Annotated in this window: 14 protein-coding genes; 7 read left to right on the forward strand and 7 right to left on the reverse strand. The window is 65.1% G+C overall.

Annotated elements, in window-relative coordinates; genetic code table 11:
• Window positions 1-11 precede the first annotated feature (11 nt).
• The 5 genes from B5X69_RS11295 to B5X69_RS11315 all read left to right on the forward strand — a co-directional run bounded on the left by B5X69_RS11295 (window position 12) and on the right by B5X69_RS11315 (window position 9,197).
• Window positions 12-2,420, forward strand: a complete 2,409-nt coding sequence (locus tag B5X69_RS11295; RefSeq protein ID WP_079638809.1) for a ligase-associated DNA damage response DEXH box helicase — start codon at window positions 12-14, stop codon at window positions 2,418-2,420.
• Window positions 2,421-2,510: 90 nt separating this feature from the next.
• Window positions 2,511-3,575 (forward strand): retroviral-like aspartic protease family protein, encoded by a 1,065-nt coding sequence (locus B5X69_RS11300; protein WP_079638810.1) that lies wholly within the window; start codon window positions 2,511-2,513, stop codon window positions 3,573-3,575.
• A gap of 39 nt (window positions 3,576-3,614) precedes the next feature.
• Window positions 3,615-4,331, forward strand: coding sequence for a ligase-associated DNA damage response endonuclease PdeM (gene pdeM, locus B5X69_RS11305; protein ID WP_079638811.1), 717 nt, complete (start codon window positions 3,615-3,617; stop codon window positions 4,329-4,331).
• A gap of 157 nt (window positions 4,332-4,488) precedes the next feature.
• Window positions 4,489-7,275: a TonB-dependent receptor gene (locus B5X69_RS11310; protein ID WP_079638812.1), complete on the forward strand. Its 2,787-nt coding sequence runs from the start codon at window positions 4,489-4,491 to the stop codon at window positions 7,273-7,275.
• A 104-nt stretch (window positions 7,276-7,379) separates the two neighbouring features.
• Complete coding sequence (locus tag B5X69_RS11315) at window positions 7,380-9,197, forward strand: cation:proton antiporter (RefSeq protein WP_176141580.1); 1,818 nt, start codon at window positions 7,380-7,382, stop codon at window positions 9,195-9,197.
• Between the two features lie 35 nt (window positions 9,198-9,232).
• On the opposite strand, the gene holA is transcribed toward B5X69_RS11315, so the two are convergent.
• Genes holA through B5X69_RS11335 form a run of 4 tightly spaced genes read right to left on the reverse strand, consistent with a single transcriptional unit; the run spans window position 9,233 to window position 13,858 of the window.
• Window positions 9,233-10,264 (reverse strand): DNA polymerase III subunit delta, encoded by a 1,032-nt coding sequence (holA, locus tag B5X69_RS11320; protein ID WP_079638813.1) that lies wholly within the window; start codon window positions 10,262-10,264, stop codon window positions 9,233-9,235.
• Window positions 10,261-10,797 carry an LPS assembly lipoprotein LptE gene (lptE, locus tag B5X69_RS11325; RefSeq protein ID WP_079638814.1) on the reverse strand — a complete coding sequence of 179 codons (537 nt, stop codon included), beginning with the start codon at window positions 10,795-10,797 and terminating at the stop codon, window positions 10,261-10,263. The genes holA and lptE overlap by 4 nt, the downstream gene beginning before the upstream one ends.
• A gap of 1 nt (window position 10,798) precedes the next feature.
• A complete protein-coding gene (leuS, locus tag B5X69_RS11330) occupies window positions 10,799-13,348 on the reverse strand; it encodes a leucine--tRNA ligase (RefSeq protein WP_079638815.1) in 2,550 nt (849 codons plus the stop codon).
• 48 nt (window positions 13,349-13,396) lie between these two features.
• Entirely contained in the window at window positions 13,397-13,858 is a 462-nt protein-coding gene (locus B5X69_RS11335) for a DUF3576 domain-containing protein (RefSeq protein WP_053555929.1), read from the reverse strand.
• Between the two features lie 287 nt (window positions 13,859-14,145).
• Here B5X69_RS11335 and B5X69_RS11340 point away from each other — a divergent pair, with 287 nt between their 5' ends.
• Complete coding sequence (locus B5X69_RS11340; RefSeq protein WP_079638816.1) at window positions 14,146-14,859, forward strand: hypothetical protein; 714 nt, start codon at window positions 14,146-14,148, stop codon at window positions 14,857-14,859.
• On the opposite strand, the gene B5X69_RS11345 is transcribed toward B5X69_RS11340, so the two are convergent.
• Complete coding sequence (locus tag B5X69_RS11345; protein ID WP_079638817.1) at window positions 14,832-15,458, reverse strand: thiamine phosphate synthase; 627 nt, start codon at window positions 15,456-15,458, stop codon at window positions 14,832-14,834. The genes B5X69_RS11340 and B5X69_RS11345 overlap by 28 nt on opposite strands.
• A 59-nt stretch (window positions 15,459-15,517) precedes the next feature.
• On the opposite strand from B5X69_RS11345, the gene B5X69_RS11350 reads away from it, so the two are divergent.
• Complete coding sequence (locus B5X69_RS11350; RefSeq protein ID WP_079638818.1) at window positions 15,518-16,180, forward strand: YggS family pyridoxal phosphate-dependent enzyme; 663 nt, start codon at window positions 15,518-15,520, stop codon at window positions 16,178-16,180.
• Between the two features lie 191 nt (window positions 16,181-16,371).
• Here the strand turns inward: B5X69_RS11350 and rpmG are convergent, their stop codons facing one another.
• Together rpmG and B5X69_RS11360 are read right to left on the reverse strand one after the other, a co-directional pair.
• Window positions 16,372-16,539: a 50S ribosomal protein L33 gene (gene rpmG / locus B5X69_RS11355; protein WP_003042331.1), complete on the reverse strand. Its 168-nt coding sequence runs from the start codon at window positions 16,537-16,539 to the stop codon at window positions 16,372-16,374.
• Between the two features lie 208 nt (window positions 16,540-16,747).
• Window positions 16,748-17,449, reverse strand: coding sequence for an energy transducer TonB (locus B5X69_RS11360; RefSeq protein ID WP_079638819.1), 702 nt, complete (start codon window positions 17,447-17,449; stop codon window positions 16,748-16,750).
• Window positions 17,450-17,473 lie beyond the last annotated feature (24 nt).

Genomic DNA, 17,473 nt, shown 5'->3' on the forward strand with positions numbered 1-17,473 from the left:
ACATCGGGTCCATGGAGCTTCCCTCCCCCTTTTCCGACTGGTTCGCCGTCCGCGGGTGGCGGGTGCGGCGGCACCAAGCCGACATGCTGGCGGCGGCGGAGCGCGGGGAGCACGCATTGCTGGTCGCTGCCACGGGGGCAGGCAAGACGCTTTCGGGATTCCTGCCGACGCTCGTCGATCTCGCCCGGCACCCCTCGGACCAACTCCACACGCTCTATGTCTCGCCGCTGAAGGCACTCGCCGCCGACGTCGAGCGCAATCTGCTCGGGCCGATTGCAGAAATGGGGCTCGATATCAGCGTCGAGAGCCGCAGCGGCGATACCTCGTCGGACAAGAAGGCGCGGCAGCGTGCCAGGCCGCCGAACCTCCTGCTTACCACCCCCGAATCGCTCTCGCTCCTCCTTTCTTATCCCGACAGCTTCGCGATGTTCGCCGGTTTGAAGTCGGTGGTTATCGACGAGATCCACGCCTTCGCGCCCGGCAAGCGCGGCGATCTTCTGTCGCTTTCGTTGTCGCGGCTTCAGCGGCTGGCCCCCGCCCTGCGCCGCGTGGGCCTGTCGGCGACGATCGCCGACCCTGCGCAATATGCGGCGTGGCTTGCACCCAATGCCGATGCGCAAGCGGTGACGATCGTCGAGGGTGAGCCCGGCGCCGAGCCCCAAATCGCGATCCTGCTGCCCGAAGGCGCGGTACCGTGGGCCGGGCATTCGGGACGTTATGCGGTGCATCAGGTGATGGCGGAGATCGCAAGGAACAGCACCACGATCATCTTCTGCAATACCCGCGGCCTCGCCGAACTGATCTTTCAGGAGCTTTGGAAAGTCAACGACCTCGGCCTGCCGATCGGGATCCACCACGGGAGCCTCGACCGCGAGGCGCGGCAGCGCGCCGAGGCGGCGATGGCCGAAGGGAGGCTGCGCGCGCTGGTCGCCACGGCAAGCCTCGACCTCGGGCTCGATTGGGGAAATGTCGATTGTGTGATCCAGATGGGTGCGCCCAAAGGATCCTCGCGCCTGCTCCAGCGCATCGGGCGCGCGAATCACCGCCTCGAAGAGCCCAGCCGCGCGTTGATTGTCCCGGGCAATCGCTTTGAATATCTGGAGGCGCGCGCGGCGCTCGATGCCGTCGAGGCGGGCGAGCGCGATGCTGACCGGTTCCGTCCCGGCGCACTCGACGTGCTGGCGCAGCATGTGATGGCGCTCGCCTGCGCGGCGCCGTTCGAGGAGAGCGAACTGCTCGCCGAAATCCGCACCGCTGCATCCTATCAGTGGATCGATGCCGAGATTTTCGGCCGCTTGCTCGGCTTTGTGCGCGACGGCGGTTATGCGCTCAAAAGCTATGACCGGTTCCGGCGTCTCGCCCCGGACGGACGCGGGCGCTGGCGCATTTCGCATCCACGCCTTGCAGCGCAGCACCGCCTCAACGCTGGAATCATCGTCGAGGCGCCGATGGCGTCGGTTCGTTTTCGGAACGGTCGGCGCCTCGGTCAGGTCGAAGAATATTTCGCAAGCACGCTGACTGCGGGCGACACATTTGCCTTTGCCGGGCTCAGCCTTGAGGTCGAGGCGATCCGCGACACCGACCTGATCGTACGCGCGACGTCCCGCCCTGCGCGCATCCCATCTTATATGGGCGCGCGGCTGGCCATCTCGACGCGGCTGGCCGACCGGGTGCGTAATTTCCTGGCCGATCCGGCAAGCTGGCAACGCTTTCCCGAGGATGTCCGCATTTGGCTGGAAATGCAGGCGCGCCGATCGGTGCTGCCGCGTCCCGGCGAACTCTTGGTCGAAACCTTTCCGCACGAAGGCCACCAGTACATGGTCTGCTACCCCTTCGAGGGATGGAACGCGCATCAGTCGCTCGGCATGCTGATTACCAAGCGGATGGCGCGGATGGGGCTTCAGCCGGCGGGTTTTGTCGCGACCGACTATGCGATTGCGGTCTGGTCGCTACGCGAAGTGACGCATCCCGAGGCGCTGCTCGACGCTGAAATCCTGTCCGACGAGTTCGTCGAATGGGTCGAGCAGTCGCATCTTCTCAAGCGTGCCTTTCGCGAGGTCGCGGTAATCGGAGGACTGATCGAGCGCCAGCATCCGGGCAAGCGCAAGACGGGCAAGCAGGTGACCTTCTCCACCGATCTGATCTTCGATGTGCTCAGGAAATATGAGCCCGATCACCTCCTGCTCGAGGCTGCCTGGGCCGATGCGCGCGAACGGCTGACCGACGTGGCGCGGCTAGGCGACCTGCTCGACCGCGCGGCGGGGACGATGGTGCACAGGCGGCTCGACCGGATCAGCCCGCTCGCGGTTCCGGTGCTGATGCTGATCGGGCGCGAGAGCGTTGCAGGCCCCGATCTCGATGATCTGCTGCTCGGCGAGCTGGCCGACGCTCTCGCCGACAGGGCGATGGGCGCGCATTAAGCAGCGGGGGGACTTTCTTCCCTCGAGCCCTCGCTTGCCGGAGTGCCCGATCAGGCGTAAACTCCAGGAAAATGACGAGGGGATGCCGATATGACGCCGATTGCCGTCCGGTCACCATTTTGGCCCTTGCTGCTCGCCGCACCGTTGCTCGGCGGGGCGACGCCGGGACCGACGACACCCGCAGCCCCGCCCGGGCGCGAAGCGAGCGCGCCGGCTGCTGCATCCCCTCAGGATCCTGCGCTTCTAGGCGAGAATCTCGAGAATGTCGTCCCCTTCGTCCAGCCATTCGATCTCGATGCGACACGTCGCATGTCGGTTCCCGTGATGGTCCATGGGCAAGGGCCTTTTTCCTTCCTCGTCGACACGGGGGCGGAGCGTACCATCATCGCGCGCGAACTCGCAGCCCGCCTTGGGCTCGACCGAAGCGAGCGGCTGCGGCTGGCAACGATCGGCACCTCGGTCGCGGTCGCGCCGAGCTTTCGCGTTGCCTCGCTCGAAATGACCGATCTTCGGCTCAGCCCCTTCGATGCGCCGGCCTTTGCCGGGCGCCATATCGGTGCAGCGGGACTGATCGGGGTCGACATGCTCGAGAAGCGCCGCCTGCTCATCGATTTCCGCAAGGAGACGATGGAGATTTTGGCAAGCCGCCGGCATGCTCGGCCGCTCATCCGCGGCAGCGACGCGATCGTCGTAACCGCGAGAAACAGCGCGGGACGCCTGATCCTCTCCAACGCCCGCATCGACGGTCGCCACATTGACGTGGTCGTCGATACCGGAGCCCAGTCGAGCGTCGGAAATCTCGCGCTGCAAAGACTGATTGCTGCGCGGAGCCAGAACAGCATGCCCTTTTACCCTGCAGTACTGGGGGCAGTGACAGGTGAGGACGTGCCAGCGCGGCGCACAGCAATCAAGCGGATCGAGATCGAGGGTATCTCGATTAACGATCTGCCCGTCTCCTTCGCCGATTCAAAGGCGTTCGATGCACTCGGCCTCGACAAGCGGCCCGCGCTTCTGCTCGGGATGGACAGCTTGTCGCTATTCGACCGCGTCGAGATAGACTTTCCCAACAAGCGCGTCGTGCTCGACATGCCGAGCGGCGCGCGGCGCGAGACCGGGCAACGCTATGCCGCGGCGGACTGGCAGCGCGGAGGATAGCCGCTTGCCGCGGAACGCCGGCCGCGTCATAGCGTCAGCATGCCGCCCGCCGCTACCCTTTCTTTTGCCGGCCAGACCTTCGTCTTGCTCGCCGACCGGGCGCTCTTCTGGCCCCGTCATGCGGCGCTGATCGTCGCCGACCTGCATCTGGAAAAGGCAAGCTGGTACGCTGGACACGGCCAGCCGCTGCCCCCCTATGACAGCCACGACACGCTCGACCGACTGGCGCGCCTGGCAACCGAAACGGGCGCGCGCGCGATCTGGTGTCTTGGCGACAGTTTCCACGATGTCGCGGCGGCAGAGCGCATGGCTCCTGCGGTTGCGGCGCGGCTCGCTGCGCAGGCGGCTGCGACCCGGATCGTCTGGATCGCGGGCAACCACGACGGCCTTACGGGCGGCGCATGGGGCGGCGAGGTTGCCGAAGAGATGATTATCGACGGCATTGTGTTCCGCCACCAGTGCCGCGCCGATGAGACGCGCGCCGAAGTATCAGGGCATTTCCACCCCAAGCTCCGCCTGACGGTACGCGGGCGCGCTGTGTCGCGACCCTGCGTCGCAGGCGATGACCAGCGGCTGATTCTCCCCGCCTTCGGCAGCTTTACCGGCGGCCTCGACGTCGACCATGACGCGATCGCGGCAAATTTCGCCGGCCCCTATCAGGCGATGCTTGCGGCGGGCGGACGGCTGCTCCGCCTTCCGTGCAACGGTCGGGAGCGCGATGACGCTACGGCACGCCGGGTTCGCGCCCGGGCCTAGCTTCAAGCGAGGAAAATCCCTGTCTTTCAGGGCTGTGGCCTTATTGCATCACTCCGAAAAACAATCGCTCGAAGCCGCTCGCCGTCGCTGGAACAGGCGCGCAGTTTGAGTATGTTTCTGTGCGCAACGAAAAAAAATTGTTGAGAGGAGTGCCACCATGAAATCATCTTCCCTTCTTGCTGCCCGTCTTTTGCGTACCAGCGCGCTCGGGGTTTCACTCGCGGTTGCTGCGGCCGCGGCGCCCGCCTTTGCGCAGGACACGGCCGCCGATGATTCCTCAGGCGACGTCATCGTCGTCACTGCGCAGGGCCGCGCGCAGCTGCTTTCCGACGTTCCGGTCGCCATCTCGGCGGTGGGCGCCGAGGCGATGCAGAACAGCGGGGCCAACGACATCCGCCAGCTCAACCAGGTCGCGCCGTCGCTGCTCGTGTCGTCAACCGGCAGCGAGGCCAACGGGTCGGCGCGTATCCGCGGTATCGGCACTGTCGGCGACAACCCCGGCCTCGAAAGCTCGGTCCCGGTCTTTATCGACGGCGTTTATCGTTCGCGTTCAGGTATTGGCCTCAACGAGCTCGGCGAGCTCGACCGCGTCGAGGTCCAGCGCGGGCCGCAGGGCACGCTGGGCGGACGCAACTCGTCAGCGGGCCTCATCAGCATCTATTCGAAAAAGCCCGAATTCACCTTCGGCGGAACCGGCGAGGTCACCTATGGCAATTATGACTATTGGCGCGCCGCCGCGAGCGTGACCGGGCCGATCAGCGACACGCTCGCCGCTCGCCTCGACGGGGTTTGGGTCAAGCGCGACGGCTTCTACAAGGATCCGGCGAACAACACCGATATCAATGACCGCGACCGCTATTTCCTGCGCGGCCAGCTGTTGTTCGAACCAACCGACGCGCTGTCGATCCGGCTGATCGCCGACTATACCTTCCGCGACGAGAAATGCTGCGGCGCGATCTATATCGACAACAGCGTCAATCCCTATATCGGCGACCTCAATAATCCCGGAATTCCCGCAACGCCGACGACGAACAGCATCACGCAAGTTCTGATCGATCTCGGCCAGGATCCGGGCGCTTTCAATCAAGGCTATCAGCGGACCCTGTCGGTTACGCCGGGCCGCAGCTACGCTGGCAAGACCAAGGATTACGGCTTTTCGGGCCAGATCGATTATGATTTTGGCGGCGCAACGCTGACCTCGATTACCGCCTATCGCGAATACCGGTCAAGCCAGGCCGGCGACCTCGATTACGGCTCGGTCGACATTCTTTATCGTGCCGACGATCCGGACGCCTATCGCCAGTTCCACACTTTCACTCAGGAAGTGCGGCTGAACGGCGAGGCCTTCAATGGCAAGCTCGACTGGCTCATCGGCGGTTTCTACGCCAACGAGAAGCTGACGGTACGCGATAATATTCGCTTCGGCACACAATATGGCCGCTTTGCTAGCTGCCGTATCGTTTCGGGCGGCGGACTTGCGGGTCTTTATTCGCCCAACAGTCCGCTGTGCGCCGTCCCCGGCGTCGGTCCCGCGACAATCGCCGCCGCCAGCGGCGCGTCGGGCCCCGACATCATCGCCGCCTTCAATCTGCTGGACGGGCTCAGCGACCTTGGCAGCATCAATGATCGCTATTATCAGAATGACACCAACTGGGCACTGTTCACCCACAATATTTTCCACGTCACCGACACGATCGATTTCACCTTCGGCCTGCGGTACACCCACGACAAGAAGAAGTTCTCGGCAAGCTTCACCAACGACAATGTGGTCTGCCCACAGGTCCAGGGGCTGGTGCTTGACGACCTGACGAGCGCGACATCGAACGCAACCGCCAAGGCGCTTGCCGGCGGACTGATCGGCCTTGCTTGTCAGGGCAATTCGACGGCCGAACTCAATGGCGTGTCGATCAATGACCAGCGAAGCGAGGACGAGTTCACCGGAACGGCGATCCTGTCGTGGAAGCCGACCCCGGACCTTCTGGTCTATGCGAGCTATGCGCGCGGCTACAAGGCGGGCGGCTTCAATCTTGACCGCTCGGCACTGAAATCCCCTATCATTCCTTTCGGCGGACAGGCAGGCACGCAGGCGCTCGTAGGAAACCTGCAGTTCGACCCCGAACTGGTGAACAGCTATGAGCTGGGCGCCAAATATGCGACGGGGCCGTTCAGCGTGGGGCTGGCTCTCTTCCGGTCTGACTTCAAAAATTTCCAGCTCAACACCTTCAACGGATCGACCTATATCGTCCAGATGATCAACGGTTGCTCGAGCGATCTGGGGGGTGCCGACCGCGATCAGAGCAAGTTCGCGGGCGCGCCCAATTATAATGCAGCTGCGGCGACCACGGGCGCCTGTCCCGCTGATGACGTGAGCTGGGGCGTGCGCTCACAGGGGTTCGAGCTTGAGGCCTCGCTGGTTCCCGCGCGCAGCTTCCGCATGACTGCGGGCCTGACCTATGCCCGAACCAAATATCGCGACAATCTCGTGGGCAACAGCAGTGGGGAACCGCTCGATCAGGCGCTGCGCAAGCTGCCGGGCGACAATATGTCGAACGCGCCTGAACTGGTTGCGACCGGCAGCGTCGCGTGGACGCCCGAGATCGGCAGCAGCGGACTGACCGGCCTCGTCTATCTCGATGGCCGCCTCTCGAGCGACTATAACACCGGCTCCGACCTGTTCCCGCAGAAGGAGCAGGACGGCTATGCGATCGTCAACGCGCGCGTCGGCGTGCGCGGTCCAGGCGAGCGCTGGGCGCTGGAGCTATGGGCGCAGAATTTGTTCAACAAGCAATATGCACAGGTTGCCTTCAACTCGCCCTTCCAGGAAGGCGCGACGTCGACTGGCGCCGCCTTCGCTGACCCTCAATTTCCTGGCGGAGGCCAGATCTTCTCGCAGTTCCTGGCGGAGCCCAGGACCTATGGCGTGACGCTGCGCGGCAAATTCTGATCGCACAGCTTCGCTGAAAGAAGGGGCCGCCCGCTTTCCTTGCGGCAAGCGGGCGGTCGCTTTTTTGTGGCGTCTTTTTCGCGCCATGTCTTAGGCTCCGCGGCATGTTTGCAATCGACTCCCTGCTCGTCAAAATCGCCCTGATCGGGGTCATCGGCATCGGCGCCCAGTGGATCGCGTGGCGCACCGGACGGCCGGCGATTGCACTGATGCTGATCGCGGGCATCATTGCCGGCCCGGTTCTGGGGCTCCTCCACCCTGAGCAGGATTTCGGCGCGCTGCGAGAACCGATGATCAAGCTCGCGGTCGCGGTTATCCTCTTCGAGGGCGGGCTGACCTTGAAGTTTCGCGAGCTTCGCCACGCTGGCGTCGCGGTGTTCATGCTCGTCTTCGTCGGCGTGCCAGTAGGCTGGGCGCTCGGCACCGCAGCCGCCTATTACGGGGCAGGCCTGCCGCTCGAGATCGCAGCGCTGTTCGGCGGCATCATGGTCGTCACGGGTCCGACGGTGGTCGTGCCGCTGCTCCGCTCGCTCAATATTACCCCGCGCGTCAAGCATATGCTGAAATGGGAAGCCATCGTGAACGACCCGATCGGGGCGCTGCTCGCGGTTGGTATCTACGCCTATATCACTCACGGCGGTGCGCAGGCGAACGGCATCGCCATTGCCACCGACGTCGTCGCGGCGAGCGTGCTCGCAATGCTGATCGGCGGCGGCGCGGCTTTCACCCTGACCTCCGCTTTCGTACGGGGGTGGGTGCCAGAATATCTGAAGGCGCCGGTTCTGCTGACCACGGTGATCGCGGCCTTCGTCTTTGCCGATGTGATCATGCACGAAACCGGCCTGATCACCGTCACCGTGATGGGCGTGGTGATGGCGAACCGCGAAACCGACTCAAGCCACATGCTGCTGCGCTTCAAGGAGGATCTGACCGTCCTCCTCGTGTCGGGCGTATTCATCATTCTTTCGGCAACGCTCGATTGGACCGTGGTGACCAATTTCCAGGCGCGCTTTGTCGTCTTCCTGGTCCTGCTGCTGTTCGTCGTGCGTCCGCTGACGATCATGTTCGCCCTGCTCTTCACACGCATTCCGTTCAAGGAGCGACTTTTCGTCGCGTGGATCGCGCCACGCGGTATCGTCGCCGCAGCGGTAACCGGCCTGTTCGCGCTGCGCCTGTCCGACTATGGCATCCCGGGCGCCGAGGCGCTGGTGCCGCTTTCCTTTGCGGTGGTGATCGCGACAATCTTTGCCCACGGCTTCACAGCCGCTCCCTTCGCTCGCTGGCTGGGGCTCGACCGCGGCAAGGGCGACGGCGTGCTGCTCGTCGGGGCCAACAGCTGGACGGTCGCCTTTGCCCAGTTCATCAAGGCGCAGGGGCGCGACGTACTCATCGCCGACACGAGCCTGTTTGCGCTGCGCCGCGCGCGGCGCGCCGGTCTGCCGGTCTATCACGGCGACATATTGGACGAGACGCATGACGACCGGCTCGACATGGGCCGTTATCAGCAGCTGATCGCGGCGACCGACAATGACGCCTATAACGCACTGGTGTGCAGCGAGCTGGCGCCCGAGGTCGGGCATGACCGGGTCAGCCGAATGATCGGCGTAGCCCGGCCCGGCAACCAGCGGCGCGGGCGCGTGCTCACGCTCGCAGGCACGCCGATCGAAGAACAACTCGACCGGCTGCTGGCCGGCTGGACCTTTGGCCGGACGAAGATCACGGAGAAGTTCACTTATGCCGATTTCGTCGCACGGATGAAGGCGTCGGGCGGCGACACGCTGGCGGTGGTGCGCGCCTCGGGCGACCTTGCGGTATTTTCGGTCCAGCACCGGCCGAGCATCGATGCAGGCGATACGCTTTGGACCTTTGTACCGCCCGACGACCCCAAGGCTCGGCTCGAAGCGCGCGAGGTCGCGGCATAGCGCGCCACTTTCCCTTTAGCGAAAGAGAACGGCCCCTAGCGTGCCCGCGCGGCCTGCCAGGCGATATCGGTCATTAGCTTTCGAAACAGCACGGCGCCCGCGGTGCCCGACGCCTTGAGCGCTCGCTCGCAGTCGAGCAGCCGGCTCATCAGCCGAGCGATGCGGAGCGAATCCCAGATGTGGAGTTGTGCAGTGACGGCATCGCGCTCTTTCCAGAAGACCCCGCTGCTGCGCGCCGACACCACCGTTGCAGGATGCGCGCCCGCGTCAACCTCGGCGCGCAGCCGCGCGAGCTGCATCGTGCGAATGGCGAGCGCACGGATGATACGGATCTCGGCAACTCCGACCGCCGCCGCCTTTGCCAGCATGTCCGGAAGTTCGCGCACCTTGCCGCCGAGCGCGACGTTGATGCACTCGCTGACATCTTCCTCGTGGGTCGCGGCCCCCAGCGCGACGATATCGGCGGCGGCAACCTGCCGCTGCCGATCGCGCGCCGCGTCGAGATAGAGCGCGATCTTTTCCAGCTCGCGCCGCATCAATGCCTGATCGCCCGAGACAAGATCGACGAGTAGCTGAGCCTCCGCATTGGAGAGCTTCAGCCCCTGTTCTTCGGCTGCAGTAATCGCAATGCCCACGAGCGCGCGGCGGTCGGGCTGGTAACAGATGGCAGCGACCGCATGGTCCGCCCCTTCGATCAGCTTCACCAGCTTGGACTTGGCGGTTATCGTGGCGCCAGTCGCTATTACCGGATTGACGGCGGTTTCGGCTGCGATCAGCGCCGCGACCGCCTCGACGCAATCGTCGCCGCTCCCCGTGATCTCGAGCCGAATCACGCGCTGAGCGGCGAAGAGCGACATCGACGCCGCTTCGCCAGCAAGCAGCGAGGGGTCCTGCCCAAGCTGCGATGAGGAAAGGTCGAGCCGCTCGGCCTCCTTGCCCGCAAGCGCAACGAGCCGCGCCGCGACAGCGTTCATTGTCGCGTCATCCGGACCCGTCAGCAGGGTCAGGCGAACCGCGGGGTCGAGCCGGGTCTGGCGTTCAAGCTCTGCGGGCTTGACCGTCTTCACGGAGTGGGGTTGGTCGGTGCTGCCGCGGGTCCGCCGCGGTTCGCATAGACCGCGAGCCGCGCGACGATCTGGTCGGCAATCCCCGATGCCAGTCGTTCAAGCGACGAATTTTCGGCAGCGATCGTCGCATATTCGCTACCGACGACGTCGATGCCGGCGTCCTGCGCGGCGGTCGCGTCGAGCAGAACCTGGTTGGTTTGCGAATCAACAAGCTGGTAGCGCGCACGCAGCGTCCGCCGCTCACGCGTCACCGCGTCGTCGGAGCGCACGCCGAAGCCGGTGATGCTGTCCTCAAGCCTGACGTCGAGCCGGTAGCGATTGCCTTCGCCCCGCCCACCCTGCGCCGCGACAAAGCGGTCGCGCAGCGCGTTGCGGACGAGCCAACCCGAATGTCCCTCGATCGGACCGACATCGATGTCGGCGAGCATCGTTGCCACCCCGCCCTTCGCGCCGCTCGCGTAGAGCGGACGGAGTCCGCAGCCGCCGAGCGGCAGCGAAAGGGCAACGAGGCAGGAGACAAGGAGGGCGCGCATCTCAGGGGACAATATTGACCAGACGGTCGGGGACCACAATCACCTTCTTCGGAGCTACACCGCCGAGCAGTTCCGCGATGCGCGGGCGCGCGAGCGCCGCAGCCTCGACCGCAACCCTGTCCAGCCCCTTTGCGAGCGTGATTTCGTCACGGCGCTTGCCTGCGACCTGGATCACGATCGTGACCTCGTCATCGGCGAGCAGTGCCCGATTTGCGGTAGGCCAGGCTGCGTCCGCGACCAACGCGGCGGTCCGCTGCGCGTCGGGGAGCGCAGCCCACGCCTCTTCGGCAAGATGCGGCATCATTGGCGCGACGAGCAGGATCAAGGTCCGGCACGCCTCAGCGCGGGTAGCCGAGGGCATTGCCCTTTCGATGTCATTGGCAAGCGCGTGAATCTTTGCCACGGCCTTGTTGAAGCCCAGCGCCTCGATATCGGCGGCGACCCCCGCGATTGCGCGGTGGAGCTTGCGAGCGAGCGCGATATCCTCGCCGCCGTCGCCAGCAGTCTCTGTTTCGCCGAACAGGCGCCACAAGCGCTGAACGAAGCGCCAGGCCCCCTCGATCCCCGCCTCGCTCCACGGCAGGTCGCGCTCGGGAGGACTGTCGGAGAGCATGAACCAGCGCGCGGCGTCGGCGCCGTACTGATCGAGGATGGCGTCAGGATCGACGACATTCTTCTTCGACTTCGACATCTTGATGACGCGGCCGACCTCGACGGGCGCACCATCTGCGAGAAGCGTCGCGCCCTCAGGGGTGCGCGCCACCTCCTCGGGAGTGAAATAAAGCGGCGGCAGCCCCTCGCCCTGTGCGCGGAAATAGGTTTCGTGGGTCACCATGCCCTGCGTAAAGAGGCTGGCGAAGGGCTCCTTGATATCGATCATCCCGAGCTTGTGGAGCGCACGCGTCCAGAAGCGCGCGTAGAGCAGGTGGAGGATCGCATGCTCGATGCCGCCGATATATTGATCCACAGGCAACCAGCGCTGGATCACCTTCGGATCGAAAGGCCGGTCCGACGGGGCCGATGCGAAACGCAAGAAATACCAGGAAGAATCAACGAAGGTGTCGAGCGTGTCGGTTTCGCGCAATGCTCCGCCGCCACACGACGGGCAGGCGACATGCTTCCACGTTGGATGACGGTCGAGCGGATTGCCGGGCGCCGAGAAGTCGGCGTCCTCGGGCAGGGTTACGGGAAGCTCGCTCTTCGGCACGGGCACCAGCCCGCAGGTGCTGCAATGAATGAAGGGGATCGGGGTCCCCCAATAGCGCTGGCGCGACACGCCCCAGTCGCGCAGACGCCACACGGTCGTGCCCTTGCCCCAGCCCTCATGCTCGGCGCGCGCGATCACGGCCGTCTTGGCCTCATCGATGCTCATGCCGTTGAGGAAATGGCTATTTACGAGGCGCCCGGGGCCGACATAGGCCTCCTCGCCGTGAAAGACTTGCCCATCCTCTTCACCGTCAGCGATGACGCGGTGGACGGGGAGGTCATATTTGCGCGCAAAGTCGAGGTCGCGCTGGTCGTGCGCCGGACAGCCGAAAATCGCACCAGTACCATAATCCATCAGCACATAATTGACGACCCACACGGGCAGGTGCCAGTCGGGATCGAGCGGATGCTGGACCGCGAGACCGGTGTCAAAGCCCAGCTTCTCGGCGGTTTCAAGCTGCTCGGCCGAGGTCCCCTGTCGGCGGCACTCGGAAATGAAGGCCGCGAGTTCGGGCGAATCCTTCGCGAGGCGTTCGGCAAGCGGATGGTCGGGCGAAATCGCCGCGAAGCTTGCGCCGTAGAGCGTGTCGGGACGGGTCGTGAACACCTCGAACCCCGGCGCACCGCCGGCGAGCTTGAACGAGAATTCGAGCCCCTGCGACTTGCCGATCCAGTTTTCCTGCATCAGCCGCACCTTGTCGGGCCACTTCTCGAGGCTCTTCAGCCCCTCGAGCAGCGCATCGGCGAATTCGGTGATCTTGAGGAACCATTGCGACAGCTTCTTTTTCTCGACCAGCGCGCCCGAGCGCCAGCCACGGCCATCGATCACCTGCTCATTGGCGAGCACGGTCATGTCGACGGGGTCCCAGTTGACGTAGCTTTCCTTGCGCGTAACGAGCCCCGCCGCGAAAAGGTCGAGGAACAGCGCCTGTTCCTGTCCGTAATAGTCGGCGTCGCACGTCGCGAGTTCGCGCTTCCAGTCGATCGCGAGACCAAGCCGCTTCAACTGGCCGCGCATTGCCTCGATATTCGCTCGGGTCCAGCCGTTCGGGTGGACACCCTTTTCCATCGCCGCATTTTCGGCGGGCATGCCGAACGCGTCCCAGCCCATCGGGTGAAGGACGTCATGCCCGGTCATCCGCTTGAAGCGGGCAAGCACATCGCCCATCGTGTAGTTGCGCACATGCCCCATGTGGATGCGTCCCGACGGATAGGGGAACATCTCGAGAATATAGGCCTTGGGCTTGTCGCCGGAATCGGTGGTGGCAAAGCTATTCGCACGCTCCCACGCCGCCTGCCATCGGGCGTCGGCGGCCAGGGCGCCAAAGCGCGTTTCGCGGGTCATTTCTGTCTTACCCCGTTATCATCATAGAGCGGCGCGCGCGCCGCAAGATTAGCCCTCGATGGCCGAACGACGCAGATCGCGGGCGCGGGTGAGGATGACTTCCTCGAGCTTCTGCACCGTCGCCGCTTCCACCGGTGCATCGACCCATGTGCCGCCCTGCGTGACTTGCCGCGAGGCTGCAACGCGCAGCGCATCGGCACGCAGGTCGCGGTCAAGAATCGACACCGTCACCTTCATCCGCTCGTTCGGGTTCTGCGGGTTTGCATACCAGTCGGTGATGATGACCCCGCCCGACGAATCGGCCTGGAGTAGCGGCATGAACGAGAGCGCATCGAGCGAGGCGCGCCACAAATAGCTGTTCACGCCGATGGTCGTGACCTGCGACGCGGCGAGGTCGGCGCGCGGCCGTTCCTTACCGCCGCAGCCCGTGAGACCGAGCGCCGCGAGCCCGAGCAGCGCGATGGTGGCGGGACGGCGACCGAGCGCGGCGAGGGCGGAAAGCTGAGACATGCCGAAACACCTTATCTTGGACGCGGGATGCGGGCGGACCCGGCCGCGTTGCTGCGGATTGGGAGCGTCTCTATCGCCCTTGCCGCCGTCCGGCAAGCGCGGCAATTTCCCGTTCGTCGTGGTTCAGGCGGCAGTCAGGGTCGGGTCAGAAAAATGCGCCGACTGTGGTCATCGCGCAACAACCAGGGCAAAAATCGGAACGCCGACAACAAAGAATCGCGAATCACTGGAATTGTCGAGCAAGCCCGCCTATCTATCGATCGAATTGGGGTTGGAGTCGCAGAGAGATGGCGCGATCGCCGCGACATTTTTGGCAGGGGGGTCTCGTCGTTGCGGCGGGGCTTTCGCTTGCGCTACCCCCCGCGCTTGCCGCGATGACGCGCTCCGACAGCGTTCAAAAATTGTCGATTTCCAAGACTTTGCTTGGCGAATTCACACCTGCAGCAGGCGACCCGCGGCTCATTGCTCGCTACGCCAAAGTATCCGAAGCGGCCCGCCGGAATTTCAGCTTCACGCCCGCCGTCACCGATGACAGCCGCAAGAATCGCGCGATCACCGTCGTGATTCGCGCCCGCGATGACGCGTCGAGCGCCGCGCGCACCGCCGCGCTTGCCAAAGGACGTACTGCGCCTGTCGCGATCGCACCGGTCGCCTATGACCTCGGAGCTTCGGTCGGATTCGAGAAATTCGTAACGCCGCAACTGCCGCGCGGCACCGACCTTCGCAATCTTCCGGTCGCGCGTGCGCCCGAGCAGGCCGAACGCAGGTCGCGTTTTGCGACGCGCATGATCAATCGGACGAGCGACCCCGCGGGTGCAACCGACCGCGTGACCGCGCCGGGCGAAACTCAGTCCGTCGACGTCGTCAGCAGCTATCGCATCACGCGCAACCTCGATGTCACTGCCGGCGTCCGCTACAAGGCCGACGACCGCCTCGAACCGCTGACCGACGCCCGGCGCGACAGTCAGGCGGTCTATGTTGGAACGCAGTTCCGCTTCTGAAGCCTCCGGCGCTGCGCCGCCTTTTCCGCCCACGCGTCAATCGCCGCCCAGCCAGGCTGGATTTGACTGCTTGTGCTTTGCAGGCGCAGCGCGCGCGCGCGGGCCGGTGTCATCCCGCCGAGTGCGATCGCCTGACCTCCCGCCCGCCGTGCAAGCCTGAGCCAGGCTGCGGTCCGCAGGGCCGCGGCGCCGGGATGCGACCGCGTCGGATGAAGCGGAGAAACGAAGACGGCTCGAGCGGCGGCGCGGCGCGCAGCGGCCGCTTCGGCAGCGTCATGAACCGGCATGGTCAGGAGCAGCCTGGCGCGGCGCGCCGCACGCGCCTGCGCCGCCTGATGCTGGCGCAGATGAACACCGTCGGCGCCCCAGCGCCGGGCGAGCGCAGGTGTTCCCGCGAGAATGACGACGAGTCTGCGCCCCGCCGCGATATGTTTCAGTCGTCGCAGCAGGCGCCAGCGCTCGGCATCGGGCAGTGTGTCGTGACGCAGAATGATGCCGCTGCCCGGCGGCAGCTCAACCGCCAGCCGCGCGAGAGGCGCCCCGATGCGTTCGTCGCTCAGCAACCAGAGCATGGGCAGCGGGGGCTGGTGTCGGGCCATCGCGCTTTCTATAGGCGCCGGGCCACGGCGCGCAACGGGCGCGCGGAACAGGAGGCAGGATGAGCAACGCGGCGGACAGGCTGGCAAAGGTGCGCACGGCGATAGCCGGAGCGGCCAAACGGGCGCAGCGGCACGCGGACGACGTCTGCCTGATCGCGGTGTCGAAAACGCACGATGCCGGGGCGATCCGTCCGCTGATCGCCGCGGGCCAACGGCACTTCGGCGAGAATCGTGTTCAAGAGGCGGCCGCCAAATGGCTCGCGCTGCGCGCCGAGGCGCCTGACATCAAACTCCATCTGATCGGCCAGCTCCAGTCGAATAAGGCCGAGGACGCGGTGGCGCTGTTCGACGCCATCCATTCGGTCGATCGCTCCTCGCTCGTCCAGGCCCTCGGCAAGGCATGCACCAAGGCAGGCCGACATCCGCAGTTGTTCGTGCAGGTCAATGTCGGCGACGAGGCACAAAAGGGCGGGTGCGCGGTGGAGGGCCTGCCCGGCCTGCTCGCCGAAGCAAAAGCGTCGGGACTGACGATCGACGGATTGATGGCGATCCCCCCCGCCCACGTCGAACCTGCGCCCTATTTCGCCCTGCTCGACGAACTGGCTAAGCGCCAGGGTCTTCCCCTCCGCTCGATGGGCATGAGCGGCGATTATGAAACCGCGGTGATGCTGGGCGCGACGCATGTCCGCGTGGGAACCGCGCTTTTCGGGACGCGGGCTTAGGCGAGGTCAACGGTGGCGGGTCGACTCATTCCCCTCGCGAGCGGCGACGCACCAACGCCCGCCGCCCGACGTCACCGCCCGAATTCATCACCCACATGAAAAGGGGCGGCACACGGCCGCCCTTCAGATCCCGGTTCGAAGCGGGGGTAGAACATCTCCATCCGCGCGGCGAAGCCGCGCAGAGGTCAGCATTACTTGATCTTGGCTTCCTTGAACTCGACGTGCTTGCGGGCACGCGGGTCATATTTGCGCACCGACATCTTCTCGGTCATCGTGCGGGGGTTCTTCTTGGTGACATAGAAGAAGCCCGTATCGGCGGTGCTCACCAGCTTGATCTTGACGGTCGTCGGCTTGGCCATGGCCCTGTTCCTCGAAATATTGGCACATCTGCCGGGCGTCCGGCCGATGCGGCGGGACTGGTGGCCCCGGCGGTCGGTGTGAAAAACAAGAGGGCCGCGCTCTGGGCGCCGCCCCCATTTATCCGCGCGCCATTGGCGGGATTCGCGGGCTCTGTCAAGCAAAAGCAGCGGGCGAAGGGCGCCAAGGCCCCTTCGTCCGGCCGCAATTTCATCCGTCCTGGATCTGGAAGCGAACGGTCATTTCCTTCCAGCTTTCCTCGGGCGTGCCACCGCGCGTCGCGGGCCGGAAGCGCCATTTGGACAGCGCGCGCTTCTTTGCTGCCTCGAAAAAGCCAGGTCGATCGGCGCGCACCAGTTCAACTGCCTTCACGCGCCCGTCGGTGCCGATCAGCACGCGCAGCGTAACGCTGCCTTCCAACCCCGCGCGCTGTTCGCGAAGCGGATACTCGGGCTGGAACTGCCCGGCAAAGCGGGGGTCCACCTCCGCCAGCACGAGTTTGGGCGGGGCGGGGTCGAGATGGACAGGACCGGCGATGGGCGGCGGCGGGTCGAGCACCGGCGGCCCTTTGATCACGCTATTGTCTGGAGCTGTGGGCAGCTTGACGAGGGTATCGAGGGTTTCAGTCGCCTGTGCGCTCTTCGGCTGCGCCTTGATCTCGGGTTTCGGATCGGGCGGCGGCGCGGGCGGGGGAGGCAGCTCGATCAGCGTCCCCTGGATCGGGGCGATCACCGGTGCGGGCTCGACAATCATCGGCGATAGCGCCACGGCGACCACGAGCGCGGCCGGAAGCCCGATCGCAAATGCCGCGGCGATCGGTCGATGCCCGGCGCCGGGATCATAACCAGTTGCGCCGACAAAAGCTCGCTCGGGAGTGACGGTGAGGGCGGAAATCAAGGGTATCAGCGTCATGGCCTCTCTCCTCAGCCTGTGGCC

Origin of the sequence: Sphingopyxis flava, from assembly GCF_900168005.1 — a bacterium.
Taxonomy (GTDB): domain Bacteria; phylum Pseudomonadota; class Alphaproteobacteria; order Sphingomonadales; family Sphingomonadaceae; genus Sphingopyxis; species Sphingopyxis flava.